Consider the following 14267-nt stretch of genomic DNA (forward strand, 5'->3'; position numbering starts at 1 on the left):
ATTCTCCTTTAAAATTTATATATATTTTTCCAAATCTTCATCTAATTCTGAAAACCAATCTTGTAATTTTATTTTTGCTTTATTTTTTACATCTTCATCAATATATTGATTTAATTTTTTTATTACTATTGTCAAAGCTGCAATATCATCAACAAATCCAATTCCTAAAAGTAAATCTGGTATTAAATCTATAGGTGCTATTAAATAACCTAGAGCTCCAACTATTAAAGCTTTATCTTGGATAGAAATATCATCTCTTTGTAAAATATAATACAATATAAGAGCATAATAAATTCCTTTAACTCCTATTTTAGTAGCAAATTTTTTAATTTTTTCCCAGAAATTATCTTCTTCAAAAAATTTTCTATATTCATCATTATTAAAATTATCTTCTGTTAATTTATCTTCTTCAAATTTTCCTTCTAATATTTCATATTCTTTTTCTTTATTTATTTCCATAATCTTCCTCCTATTTTTATTTTATTATACAAATTTTTTTTAATTTTTAAAAGGTATAATTTTTATGATATAATATTAAAAAAATTTAGGAGGATAGAGTATTACATTTTATAAATTCATTTTTATAACAATACTCTTAAAAATTATGGAAAATTTAACTAATAAAAAAATTAATGAAATAAGAAATTTAATGAAAAAAAGTCAAATAGACTTTTTTATTTTACCACTTTCAGATTATCACAATAGTGAGTATCCTTGTGATTATTTTAAAGCTCTAAAATTTATATCAGGCTTCACAGGCTCTAATGGAACTCTTTTAATTTCTCAAAAGGAATCTTTTCTTTGGACTGATGGAAGATATTTTAGCCAATGTAAAAAAGAATTAAAAGGTAGTGAAATAAAATTAATGAAAATGGCTGTTACAGGTTATCCATCTCTTTTAGAATTTATTGAAAAAAATATTTCAATAAATCAAATCTTAGGTTTTGATGGAAGATTATTTTCATATGATACTTATTCAAAAATATCTAAAATTTCTAAAAAAAATACTTTTAAAATAAAAAACAATATAGATTTTATTGATGAAATATGGAAAGATAGACCAACTCTTCCAAAGGAAAAAGCATACATTTTAGAAGAAATTTACACAGGAATATCTTTTTCTAAAAAATTAGAATTAGTAAGAGAAAGTATGAAAAAAAATAATACTACTGTTTATATTTTATCTTCATTAGAAGATATTGCTTGGTTATTTAATTTAAGAGGAAATGATATTAAATATAATCCTTTTATTTTATCTTATTCAGTAATAACTTTAGATAAAGTTTTACTTTTTGTTGATATTTCAAAAATTGATGCTAAAGTAGAAAATTACTTAAATAAAAATTTAGTAGAAATATTTGATTATTTTGAAATATATAATTATATAAAAAAGATTCCTATTGATGAAAGTATTTTAATAGATTATCAAAATACAAATAGTTTTATTATTGAAGGTATAAATAAAAATATAAAAGTTATAAATAAAGAAAATCCTACAATACTACTAAAAGCAATAAAAAATGAAATTGAAATAAATAATACAATAAAAGCTCATATAAAAGATGGAGTTGCTTTAACTAAATTTATGTATTGGTTAAAAAATATAAAAGATGAAAAAATTTCAGAACTTGATATAGTTGAAAAAATAGAAGAGTTTAGAAAAAAAGATAACAGTTATCTTGGAAATAATTTTAGTACTATTGCTGCCTTTGGAAAAAATTCTCCTATGATGCACTATTTACCAAGTGAAAATTCTTATTCAAATATAGAAAAAGGAAATTTTTTACTTGTAGATACAGGAGGACATTATTTATTTGGAAGTACTGATACCACTAGAACTTTTGCAATAGGTGAAGTTACTCAAGAAATGAAAAAACATTATACTTATGTTTTAAAAAGTTTAATTTCTCTTTCTAAAGCAAAATTTCCTGAAGGGACTCTTTGTGGAAACTTAGATGCTATTGCTAGAAATATTATTTGGGATTTAACCCTTGATTATAGATGTGCTACAGGTCACGGGGTTGGGTATGTAGGAAGTGTTCATGAAGGACCTAATATTTTAAGAGGAACTAGTCAAGTTCCTATAAAAAAATCTATGATAACAACTGTGGAACCAGGAATATATTTAGAAAATCAATATGGTATTCGTCTTGAAAATGAAATTTTAACAAAAGAATTCTGTAAAAATGAGTACGGAACTTTCCTAAATTTTGAAACTATCACTTTTGTTCCTTTTGATTTTGAAGCTATTGATTTAGATTATTTGACTAGAGATGAAATAGAATGGTTAAATTCTTTTAATAGTCATATTTTTAAAACATTAAGACCTTTTTTAGAAGAAAAAGAAGTTTTTTGGTTAGAAAATTTTACTAAAAAAATTTAATTTTTTTATAATAAAACACTTGAAATTTAAAAAAAATATAGTATAATATTTACTGAATGTTATTTTTAAAAATCAAAATAAAAAGGAGAAAAAATTTAAAACAAAATGGAATTGTTAACGTTTTTGGAAAACAACGATATTGAAAACTTTGAGGAAAATTTAAGCATTATTACTGTAGAAGAAAAAAATTCAAAAGGATTTACTATTCTTCATTTAGCTGTTGAAGAGGGAAAATATGAATTTGTAGATGCTCTTATGTATCATGGAGCTGACCCTAATGTTGAAAATAAAAATCATGAAACTCCATTACATATTGCAGCTAAAAAAGATTTCCACAAAATTTTCAAATTACTTTGGGAATATGGAGCTGACCTTGGTCAAGAAGATTATAAAGGAAGAACTCCTAAAGATATAGCTTTAGAAAATTCTAGTAAAAAAGTTTTAAAAGAAATTGAAGAAATAGAAGAAGATTAAAAAATTTGGTGTTGGATTAATCCAACACCTTTTTATTATCTTCTAAAATTTTATCAGGTATTAAATTTTCTAATTTTCCATTATAAGATGGTAAAGTTTTGATATCTATATCCCCTTTGAAAATATTTTCTTTTATATTTTCAGAAGTTTTATCTTGTAATAGATAATATAACTCTCTTTCGTTTTTATAATTTATTAAATTGTATTCATTAGAAGCATTCCATATTAAATATTCCTCTATTCCTAAATCTTCTAGTGCTTTTATCTGCTCATTAATTTCAAAGTCAGTATAAGTATTATGATTTTTTCTCCATTTTGCTGAAAAACCTTGTATCCATGGTCTTATAATTGCTGGATTATCAATCTTAGAATTTCTTTCTATTGAATCTTTTGTAGTTTCATAAACTATTTTATAAGGATTAAAATCTGGAGTATCTACTCCATAAGAATTATTTGCATAATGACTAGGATACATCATAGGAGAAATATAATCAGAATAACCACTTATAGCTTCCCAATATTGTCCAAGCCCCATATCATCTTTAAAAGTTCCAACTTGTCCAAAGACATCTATATTTAAACAAATATTTTTTTCTTCTGTAGTTTCATAAATCTTTTTTATAAATTCTTGAATTATTTTAGGTTTTGCTAATTCTTTTTCTTCAATATTTATTTCAGGAAATCTTATATAATCAAGTTGAATTTCATCAATTCCTAATTTTATTCCCTCTTCACATAAAAATCTTATATATTCTAAAAATTTTTCACTTTGAGGAGAAACCCATAACTCTTTATTTTTATCTAATTTTATTTTTTCATTTGAAAAAGATTTTGAATAAACTTCATCTTTAAAAACTACTATTCTACCTATCAAATATATATTATTTTCTTTTAATTTTTTTATAATTTCTTCTGGATTTTTTAGATAATATTTTTTTCTAGCATTAGGATTTAAAATTTCTAATTTCTCTCCCATATCCCATAAAATTTTTCCACTTTCATCTTTTATATCTATAACAAAAGTATTTATATCTGTATATTTAGTCAATTCTATAAGCTTATTTAATTTTTCTCTATTTCTTAAAGAATAAGAATTTACATAAATTCCTCTTACATCATTTTTAAAATGTTTATCTGAAATATTTTTTTCTGGGAATTTATCAATTTGTAAATTTTCCCATTTTTCTAAATAATTTTCCTGTCTATCAAAAGATATATTTTTTTTATCAATCCAACCAACTTTTATATTAAAATCTTTGTAATATATAATTTGAACCTTGTTATTTTTTTCTCTTATTACTTTTACTAATAAATTTTTATCAATATCATCAATTTTATTTTTATCATTATATCTTTCACTTACAGGAACTTTATAATTTGTTACATAATATAAGTAATCTACTTTTAGCATATTTAAAGGAATTAAAATAGTTATTATGTATATAATTATCAAGTTTATCATTTTATTCCTCCTTTAAAATATTTATTTTATTTGACAGTAAAATATAAAAAAAGTTTAGATTCACTTTTAGAAAATTATGTTATAATTAATAAATACTATATTTTAAAAAAGAGGGATTTTATGATTAAAAGATTTTTAAGTTATTACAAACCATTTAAAAAAATTTTTATTTTAGATATGTTAGCTTCTTTTTTAATTGCTTGTTTAGGTATGCTTTATCCTATAACTACAAGAGTAATGTTAAATAATTTAATTCCAAATAAAAATTATAAAATGATTTATATATTTGGATTTATTTTACTTGTAACTTATGTTATAAGAATGTTACTTAGATATTTTGTTCAATACTATGGACATATTATGGGTGTAAAAATGCAAGCTCAAATGAGAAGTGAAATGTTTAAAAAAATTCAAAAATTACCATACTCTTATTATGATAACCATGAAACAGGAAAAATTATGTCCAGAATGACAAATGATTTAATGGATATTAGCGAATTAGCTCATCATGCTCCTGAAAACTTTTTTATTTTTGGAATTATGATTGTGGGTTCTTTTATCTATTTACTAACTATTGAAAAAACTCTTACTCTTATTATTTTTACTTGTGTTCCTGTAATGATAATAGTTTCTGCCACTTTTAAAAATAGAATGAGAGATGCTTTTATGGAAAGTAGAAAAAGTATTGCTGTTATTAATGCTTCCCTAGAAAGTAGTATTTCTGGAATAAGAGTTACAAAGGCTTTTAACAACTCAGAGATTGAACAAGAAAAATTTGAAATTGGAAATAGTGAATTTGTAGAAGCTAGAAGAAAAGCTTACAAAGCTATGGGACAATTTTTTTCATCTACTACTTTTATAACAGATTTTTTCAATGTTATTGTACTTATAGCTGGTGGGATTTTTCTTTTTCAAAATAAAATAAGCTCTGGAGATTATGCAACTTTTATTATATCTGTAAATCTTTTTATAACTCCTCTTACAAAACTTATTGATTTTACAGAACAATACCAAAATGGTATTACAGGATTTAAAAGATTTTTAGAAATTATGGATGAAACTCCTGAAAAAAATCCTGAAAATCCTATTGAATTAAAAAATGTAGTTGGAAATATAGAGTTTAAAAATGTTTCTTTTTCTTATAACGACTCTAAACAAATATTAAAAAATCTTTCTTTCTCTATTCCTGCTGGTAAAAAAATTGCCTTAGTTGGACCTAGTGGAGAGGGTAAAACTACCATCTGCCATTTAATACCTAAATTTTATAAAATAAATTCTGGAGAAATCACTATAGATGGAATTGATATTAATAAAATCAGTTTAGAATCCTTAAGAAGTCATATAGGAATTGTTCAACAAGATGTGTATCTTTTTGGTGGAACTATAAAAGAAAATATTCTTTATGGAAATCCTAAAGCTACTGATGAAGAAATTTATGAAGCTGCTAAAAAGTCTAATATTCATGATTATATTATGTCCCTAGAAAAAGGATATGATACTGAAATTGGAGAAAGAGGGGTAAAACTTTCTGGTGGACAAAAACAAAGATTATCTATTGCTAGAGTTTTCTTAAAAAATCCAGCTATATTGATATTAGATGAAGCTACAAGTGCTTTAGATAATACTACAGAAATATTTATTCAAAAAGAATTAGAAGAACTTTCTAAAGGTAGAACTACTTTAGTAGTTGCTCATAGATTATCCACTATAAAAAATGCTGATGAAATCTTTGTTATTTTAAATGGCGATATTCAAGAAAGAGGAAATCATCAGGAATTATTAGATAAAAAAGGAATTTATTTTGATTTATATTCTTCTATGTTTAATAAATAATTCATATAAATTTATTTTTTTATAAAATAAAGGGACTACATATAAAATTGTTAATAAAAAATAAAATTTTCGTAATTGAAAAATATTTTCGTAATTTATGAAATGAGCTGAACGCTAAAAAATGACACTGTTTGAACGAAGTGAGTTTGTCATTTTTAGTGAAGCGAATAAAATAAATAGAAAATATTTTTATGGAGATAAATTTTATTTTTATAACATAATTTATAGTCCCTTATTTTTTATCTATCTTTCATATGAATTATTTTTTCTTTTTCATTTTTTACTGATAATATTTCTGATAAAATATCCACAGCAATTTCATAAGGAGTTCCATCTGATAAGTTTAAACCTATTGGAGAAAAAAATCTATCTTCTGGTATTTCATAGCCATCTTTTATAAGATTATCTCTCATCTCTTGAACTTTTTTTCTACTTCCAATTACTCCTAAATATCTAAATTGTTTTTTTAATATTTTCTTTACTGCTATTAAATCAGATTTATGTCCTTTTGTCACAACTACATAATAACTTTCACTATTTTCTGGAAGATTCTCTAATAAATTTTCAAAATCTCCAACAATAATATTTTCTATATTTTCAGAATCTTCTCTATCATCTAAAATAACAGTTTCAAAACTAGATTCTTTTAAAAGTCCATATAATTTTTTACCAACATGACCTGCTCCAACTATTATTATTCTTTCACTTGGTTTTAAAAATTTTATAAACCCTTTTATTCTTCCACCACAAGTCATACCAATTGTATTTTTTCCATCTTGAGTTAAATCAAAATCAAAAATTTTATTTTCACCTTTTTCTATACACTCTCTTGATAACTCTATAGCTTTATACTCTGCCATTCCTCCACCAATAGTTCCTATTGTTTTATCTTTTGTAACTCCCATTATAGCTCCAGATTTTCTTGGAGTAGCCCCAAAAGATTCTACCAAAGTTACAAGAGCACATTTTTCTCCCTTTTTTACATTATCATAAAGATTTTTTAATATATCAATTTCAGTCATTTTTATATCTCCTATCTAAAATATCTTTTCATTTTTTTCTTTCAATCTTATCATTATTCCATGTAATACAGCTCCACCTAAAGTTCTTGCCTTATCAGAAATAGTGAAACAATTTTCTTTTTCCTCTTCTCTAGGATCAATATCTCCTATTTTCATTTTATCTTTTACATAATAACCATCTCTTATTAAACCTCTTAAAACTCCTGAAATAGTTCCATAAACAGGTTCTCTATCAACATATCCTAATATTTCTCTAGCTTCTACCCTATCACCTATTTTTTTTACTCCTCTAAATATTCCCTCTTTTGGAGAATAAATAACTCTTTCTTTAGAAACTCCCTTTATTTCTCCAGGAATTCCTGTATTTTTCAAAGCTTCTCCCTCTCTTATAATTCTTCCTAATTTATGTCCTCTCATTGTTTCAACAACAATATCTACATCTTTTCCAGCTATAAATCCTGGGCCTAATCCTATTGTTATTGGAGCCATCTCTTTTTTAGTTCCAAGATTTTTTTTTGCAATTATACAATCTACTAATATATTTGGTTTTATTTTTTCAATAATTTTACAATCTTCATCAATCATTATAGGAACAATATTTTCTTCCCAAGCTTTGTATATTTCATTTTCATTTTCAACTTTTCTACAAATTATATTTTCAACCTCTGTTTCCCCATCATAAATTGCTTCTGAAAAAGCAACTGTTCTTCTTATAGCACTTGGTTTTTCTATTTCTAAAATTAAAACTTTAAATCCTGAAGTATGAAGAACTTCTACAACTCCTGTAGCTAAATCTCCTCCACCTCTAACTATAACTTTCATTTTATACCTCACCTTTTTATTTTATTTTTTATTATACCATAAAAAAATTTTTTTGTATTTTACAAAAAATTTAAAAAGGGCATTACTATTTTAGTAATACCCTTTAATTATTAAATTTATTTTTATTCAACAGTAACAGATTTTGCTAAATTTCTTGGTTTGTCAACATCTAATCCCTTATGAACTGCTGTATAATAAGCTAATAATTGTAATGGAACTACTGATAATACAGGAGTTAATAACATTCCATTATTATTTACTATTATAACTTCATCAGAAACATCTATAACTTCTTTATGAGTTTCTTTTGTAACAGAAATTACATAGGCCCCTCTTGCTCTAACTTCTTTAATATTAGAAGCAACTTTCTCTACCATAGAATCTTGTGTAGAAACCACAACAACCATAGTTCCTTCTTCTATGAGAGCTATTGGTCCATGTTTTAATTCTCCAGCAGGGAAAGCCTCTGTATGAATGTAACTTATCTCTTTCATTTTTAGAGAACCTTCTTTTGCTGTTTTATCATCAATTCCTCTTCCTAAATAAAATCCTCTATCTTTTTTATAAATATTTTTAGCTATATTAGAAATTTTTTCTTTTTGAAGAAGAATATTTCCAACATTTTCAGGTAATTTATAAACATCATCTAAATATTTTTGTAATTCTTCTTCTGTTATTTTTTTATTTCTATAAGCAAGATATAGAGAAATTAAATACATTGTAACAACTTGTGTTGTATAAGCTTTTGTAGAAGCTACTGAAATTTCAACTCCAGCTAATGTATAGATTACAACATCAGCTTCTCTTGAAATAGTAGAACCAAGTACATTTGTTATAGCTATTGTTGTTGCCCCTTTACTTTTTGCAAGTTTTAAAGCCATTAAAGTATCTAAAGTTTCTCCAGATTGACTTAAAAATATGACTAAACTTTTTTCATCAAGGAATGGGTCATTGTATCTAAATTCAGAAGCTATATCAACATTTGTTCTCAATCCATTTATTTTTTTAAAGAAAAACTCCCCTTGAAGTCCAGCATGATAAGCTGTACCACAAGCAATAATATGAATTTCATTAAATTTATTAAAATCTATATTATCAAAAGCTTTTCCAAAATTAATATGCCCCTCTACATCTATATAAGCTGATAAAGTTTTTTCTATCATTTGAGGTTGTTCTTCTATTTCTTTTAACATAAAATGTGGATAACCATTTTTTGTAGCTTGGTCCATATCCCACTCTATTTTTGTAATCTCTTTATTTACAATATTTTTATTTTTATCTAAAACTGTAACCTTATCTTCTTCTATAAGAGCTACTTCTCCATTATCTAAGAAAATTACATCTCTAGTATATTTTAAAATTGCTGGTACATCAGAAGCTATAAACTTTTTATTTTCTCCAATTCCAATAATTAAAGGACTTTCTTTTCTAGCACAAATTATTTTATTTGGATAGTCTTTATGAATAATTCCTAGAGCATAACTTCCTCTAATTCTTTCTTTTACTTTAAACATAGTTTCAATTAAATCACCTGTATAAAGTTCAGAAAAAAGTTGTGATACAACTTCAGTATCTGTATCAGAATTAAAAATATATCCTTTTTTTATAAGTTCATCTTTTAATACAGAATAATTTTCTATAATTCCATTGTGAACAACAGCAACTTTCCCATCATTACTACAATGTGGATGAGCATTTCTGTCTGTTGGATTCCCGTGAGTAGCCCATCTTGTATGTCCAATTCCTACATTAGAAAAAACATCTTTTTCTTTTAATGAGTTTACAAGATTTTCTAATTTTCCACTTTTCTTTTCTAAAAATATCTCTCCATTTTCTACAACAGCAATTCCAGCTGAATCATAACCTCTATACTCTAACTTACTAAGTCCGTCTAAGATTATTTCAACAGCCTTCTCATCATTTCCTACATATCCTACAATTCCACACATAAAAAAATCCTCCTCAATATAAATTTTTGTACACAAAAAAATACTTTAGGAGAATATTGTGGTTATCCTTTTGTCCTACAAATCACTCTGTAGTTTTGTAGATAACGGTTACAACTACCTCTGAGACACCCGCCGAATTTTCGATAATCTCAGTCCTCGTCAACTATAAAAATAGTTCTGGCGCTTCTATTTACATTTTCTCCTCAAGATTTTTAACAATGTTTTTTTTATTATATCAATTTTTTATTGGCATTTCAACTAAAAAACAAATAGATAGTTGAAAATCAAATAAAATTAACAAATAATTTTTATAAAAATTTAATAAAAAATTATTTCTATAAAAAAGTTGTTGTAAAATTTTTGGTTATAAAAATAAAATTTATCTCCATAAAAATATTTTCTATTTATTTTATTCGCTTCACTAAAAATGACAAACTCACTTCGTTCAAACAGTGTCATTTTTTAGCGTTCAGCTCATTTCATAAATTACGAAAATATTTTTCAATTACGAAAATTTTATTTATTATTAACAATTTTATAAATACAACAACCTATTTTATTTTTTTATTTTAGAATTTCTTTGATAGCCTCAACTACTCTATCAATATATTCTAACTTAGCTCCCTCTCCCATATGCCCTATTCTTAAAATATATTTTTCATATTCTCCATATGAGCTAGCTATCATTATTTTATATTCATCTTTTAATTTTTTTATAAATTCTTTTGTAGTATACCCTTCTGGCACATAAAAAGCTGTCACTGTTGAAGCATAATCATTTTCTAAATAAAGTTTTAAACCTAATTTTTCTATATTTTCTCTACAATATTTAGAAACTTCTTTATGTCTTTTTACAACTTTTTCTATTCCCTCATCTAAAAGATTATCTATAGCTTTATCTAATCCCATTATATCACTAGCAGGCATTGTATATGGAAAAAGTTTTTCTTCAACACAATTTTCCCAATAAGATAAATTACAATAGAAAGAGTTTATTGGAGTTCTTCTATTTTTTATAATTTTCCAAGCTTCATCACTTACTGATAAAATTGTTAATCCTGGTGGTGCTGAAAAAACTTTTTGAGAACCACCTAAAGCAATATCTACTCCCCAATCTTTAACATTAAAAAATTCTCCACCAATAGCAGCTACTGTATCTACTACTGTTAATATTCCTTTAGATTTTAATAATTTACAAATATTTTCAACATCATTTAAAACTCCTGTAGGAGTATCACAATGTACAACAGTAGCAAATTTAAAGTTACTATCTTTTTCTAAAAACTCTTTTAATTTTTCAATATCAATCCCACATTTTGTATCTCCAAGAAATTTTACAACCTCTCCACCATATGGTGTAATAAGTCCTTCAAATCCCTCTCCAAAAAGTCCATTGGCTATAACAAGAACTCTATCTCCTTTTTCTGTAAGTGAAGCACAAGCAGCATCTAATCCTACCATTCCTTCTCCACTCATTATAACTATATTTTTCTTTTCACTTCCAAATACTTTTGAAAATTTTTCTCTCAATTCATCATAAAAAATAAAAAAATCTTCATCAATATCTGGATTTCCGAAAAATTTACTTCTAGCTTCTAAGACATTTTCTCTAACAATAGTTGGTCCTGGTGTCATCATTAAATAATTTGGTCTATACATCTTTCCTCCTAAAGTTCAAAATTTTTCTTATTATAGCATATTTTTTATGATTTCCAAATCTTTTTTAAATTTTCTATAAATTTAAAATCATCTTCTACACTTCTTCCTTTTATTGTTAAATACCCACCAATCATAAGTCCATTGGCTCCAGCTAAAAAGGCACTTCCCATAAAATCTTTTAAGATACTCTCTCTTCCAGCTACAACTTTTATATTTTTATCTTTAAGAATAAGTCTGTATATAGCAATAGTTTTTAAAATTTCATCAACACTTAAAACTTCTCTATCTCCATGTGGAGTTCCTTTAATTGGATTTAAAATATTAAGAGGAATAGCATCAACACCTAATTCTTTACAAGTAAATGCCATATCAATTCTATCTTCCCAAGTTTCTCCCATTCCAATTATTCCACCACAACAAACTTTCATTCCAACTTTTTGAGCTGCTTTAATTGTTTCTACTCTATCTAAAACATTATGAGTTGTGGCAACTATATCTTTATATGCTTTTATAGAAGTTTGTAAATTTGAATGAAATCTTACAACTCCAGCTTCTTTTAAAGTTTTTAATTCATCTTCATTTAAAAGTCCTATTGAACAACAAATTTCTATATTTTCCTTTGACATATCTTCAGCAAATTTTTTTATTGTTTCATAATCTTTTGTTCCCTTTTGTATCCCTTTACCACTTGTTACAATAGCAAATCTATCACTATTATGGGCAATAGCCTCCTTACACTCATTTTCTAAAACTTCTAAATCTTTTAATGGATAAGTCTCTATACAAGTATTATATTTTTCTGACTGAGCACAGAATTTACAATCTTCTGAGCATTTTCCAGATTTTGCATTTGTTATTGTACAAGTTTCTATTTTATTTCCACAATATTTTTCTCTTACTTCATTGGCTACATTAAATAATTCTAAAAGTTTACTTCCTTTTAATTGGCATAACTCCAAAGCTTCTTCTTTTGTAATCTCTTCATCTATATATTTTCTAATATTTAATTCCATATGACACTCCTTAATTATTTTTTTATATGATATATTATTTGAAAAAAATAGTAAACCAATTTTATTTTAAAAGTTAACATTTAGAAAAATAAATTTTTTTATTTATTTTTTTAGAAAATATATGTATAATATTTTATATTGATTTTATTTTGGAGGTTTTTTATGAAAGACGGTTTAAAAGAAGGAATGAAACTTACTCATACTAAAATAGTTGGTTCTGAGGAAACAGCAGCAAAAATAGCTTCTGGTACTTTAGAAGTTTATGGTACTCCATATTTAGTAGCTTTTATGGAAAAAACTTCTCTTGATATTGTTGCTCCTTTCTTAGATGAAAATGAATCAACTGTTGGGATTGCAATGAATATGAAACATTTAAGAGCTAACAAAGTTGGGGATGAAATCTCTTGTGAATCTACTCTTGTAAAAATAGAGGGAAGAAAGTTAACTTTTGAAGTTAAAGCAATGTATAAAGATATTGTTATCGGTGAAGGTATACACGAAAGATTTGTTATTGATGTAAATAAGTTTCTTTCTAAATTAAATTAATAAAAATAAATAAGCTGTTACATTTTATAAAATTGTAACAGCTATATTTTTTATATTTTTTTATACCAATTTATAAAATTTTTAATTCCATCTTTAAAAATTGTTTGAGGATTATATTTTATCATCTCTTTAGCTTTTGAAATATCAGCAAAAGTTCTATCTACATCCCCACTTTGTTTTGGCATTTCCTTTATTTTTGCTTTTTTATTTAATGTTTCCTCTATTGTAGAAATCATCTCTTTTAATGAAACAGTATTTGAATTTCCAAGATTTAATATTTCATAAACTCCTTTATTTTTATCAAGGTAATCAATGGATTTTTTTATTCCTTGTACTATATCTTTTACATAAGTATAATCCCTTGAGCTACTTCCATCACCATACATTTCAATTTCTTCATCATTTATTATTTTCTTTGTAAATTTATGAATTGCTAAATCTGGTCTTTGTCTTTCTCCATAAACAGTAAAAAATCTTAATTGAATCATATTAACTCCATAAAGATGGGAATAAACATGACCTAAAATTTCTCCAGATTTTTTAGTAGCTGCATAAGGTGAAATTGGAAAGTCCACTATATCCTTTTCAGAAAAAGGTACTTTTTTATTATTTCCATAAACAGAAGAGGAAGAAGCTTGAATAAATTTTTTTATTTGAAATTTTTTACAATTTTCTAAAAGATTTAAAAAACCTTTTATGTTTACATCTTCATATTCCATTGGTTGTAATAGTGACGGTCTTACACCAGCAAGTCCAGCTAAGTTTATAATAATTTCTGGCTTTTCAACAGAAAAAATATTCTCTACTATTTTTTCATCTCTAATATCTCCATAATATAATTTATAATCTTCACTATTTATCTCTTGAGAAACTTTTTTAATAATCTCATCTTTTGATAAATTGGAATTTTCTATATCAATTTTTTTTAAATCTTCTAATCTGTTTAAACTTTCAAAAATATTTCTTATTTTAATTTTATAAGAATAAAATTCATGAAAATTATCAAGACTTATTATTTTATAATTTTCTTTTAACAACTCTTCACAAAGATGAGAACCAATAAATCCAGCTCCCCCTGTTATTAATATAGTTTTTTTCATTTTT

At 24.9% G+C, this 14267-nt stretch carries 12 protein-coding genes; 4 read left to right on the plus strand and 8 right to left on the minus strand.

What is annotated here, in order from left to right:
• Nucleotides 1–15: 15 nt before the first annotated feature.
• Entirely contained in the window at nucleotides 16–459 is a 444-nt protein-coding gene (locus tag T364_RS10265; RefSeq protein ID WP_081775644.1) for a YkvA family protein, read from the minus strand.
• Nucleotides 460–604: 145 nt separating this feature from the next.
• Here T364_RS10265 and T364_RS0101550 point away from each other — a divergent pair, with 145 nt between their 5' ends.
• Both T364_RS0101550 and T364_RS10270 read left to right on the plus strand, forming a co-directional pair.
• On the plus strand, nucleotides 605–2383 hold the full coding sequence (locus T364_RS0101550) for an aminopeptidase P family N-terminal domain-containing protein (protein WP_027128003.1): 1779 nt from the start codon (nucleotides 605–607) through the stop codon (nucleotides 2381–2383).
• Nucleotides 2384–2488: 105 nt separating this feature from the next.
• Nucleotides 2489–2857 (plus strand): ankyrin repeat domain-containing protein, encoded by a 369-nt coding sequence (locus tag T364_RS10270; RefSeq protein ID WP_081775646.1) that lies wholly within the window; start codon nucleotides 2489–2491, stop codon nucleotides 2855–2857.
• Between the two features lie 16 nt (nucleotides 2858–2873).
• On the opposite strand, the gene T364_RS10275 is transcribed toward T364_RS10270, so the two are convergent.
• Nucleotides 2874–4319, minus strand: a complete 1446-nt coding sequence (locus T364_RS10275; protein WP_051532600.1) for a putative glycoside hydrolase — start codon at nucleotides 4317–4319, stop codon at nucleotides 2874–2876.
• Between the two features lie 120 nt (nucleotides 4320–4439).
• Here T364_RS10275 and T364_RS0101565 point away from each other — a divergent pair, with 120 nt between their 5' ends.
• The gene (locus tag T364_RS0101565; protein ID WP_027128004.1) at nucleotides 4440–6152 is read left to right on the plus strand and encodes an ABC transporter ATP-binding protein; all 1713 of its coding nucleotides are present in this window, start codon (nucleotides 4440–4442) and stop codon (nucleotides 6150–6152) included.
• A 239-nt stretch (nucleotides 6153–6391) separates the two neighbouring features.
• Here T364_RS0101565 and T364_RS0101570 read toward each other — a convergent pair whose 3' ends face one another.
• The 5 genes from T364_RS0101570 to bioB all read right to left on the minus strand — a co-directional run bounded on the left by T364_RS0101570 (nucleotide 6392) and on the right by bioB (nucleotide 12617).
• The gene (locus T364_RS0101570) at nucleotides 6392–7174 is read right to left on the minus strand and encodes an XdhC family protein (protein ID WP_051532601.1); all 783 of its coding nucleotides are present in this window, start codon (nucleotides 7172–7174) and stop codon (nucleotides 6392–6394) included.
• 15 nt (nucleotides 7175–7189) lie between these two features.
• Nucleotides 7190–7996 carry a selenium-dependent molybdenum cofactor biosynthesis protein YqeB gene (gene yqeB, locus T364_RS0101575; protein WP_027128006.1) on the minus strand — a complete coding sequence of 269 codons (807 nt, stop codon included), beginning with the start codon at nucleotides 7994–7996 and terminating at the stop codon, nucleotides 7190–7192.
• Between the two features lie 122 nt (nucleotides 7997–8118).
• Nucleotides 8119–9945 (minus strand): glutamine--fructose-6-phosphate transaminase (isomerizing), encoded by a 1827-nt coding sequence (gene glmS / locus T364_RS0101580; protein ID WP_027128007.1) that lies wholly within the window; start codon nucleotides 9943–9945, stop codon nucleotides 8119–8121.
• Nucleotides 9946–10509: 564 nt separating this feature from the next.
• Entirely contained in the window at nucleotides 10510–11604 is a 1095-nt protein-coding gene (locus T364_RS0101585) for a pyridoxal-phosphate-dependent aminotransferase family protein (RefSeq protein WP_027128008.1), read from the minus strand.
• A 44-nt stretch (nucleotides 11605–11648) separates the two neighbouring features.
• A complete protein-coding gene (gene bioB / locus T364_RS0101590) occupies nucleotides 11649–12617 on the minus strand; it encodes a biotin synthase BioB (protein ID WP_027128009.1) in 969 nt (322 codons plus the stop codon).
• A gap of 162 nt (nucleotides 12618–12779) precedes the next feature.
• On the opposite strand from bioB, the gene T364_RS0101595 reads away from it, so the two are divergent.
• Nucleotides 12780–13163: a thioesterase family protein gene (locus T364_RS0101595; protein ID WP_027128010.1), complete on the plus strand. Its 384-nt coding sequence runs from the start codon at nucleotides 12780–12782 to the stop codon at nucleotides 13161–13163.
• Between the two features lie 50 nt (nucleotides 13164–13213).
• On the opposite strand, the gene T364_RS0101600 is transcribed toward T364_RS0101595, so the two are convergent.
• A complete protein-coding gene (locus tag T364_RS0101600; RefSeq protein WP_027128011.1) occupies nucleotides 13214–14263 on the minus strand; it encodes a GDP-mannose 4,6-dehydratase in 1050 nt (349 codons plus the stop codon).
• Nucleotides 14264–14267: the final 4 nt, after the last annotated feature.

Origin of the sequence: Fusobacterium perfoetens ATCC 29250 (assembly GCF_000622245.1) — a bacterium.
Classification (GTDB): Bacteria; Fusobacteriota; Fusobacteriia; order Fusobacteriales; family Fusobacteriaceae; genus Fusobacterium_B; species Fusobacterium_B perfoetens.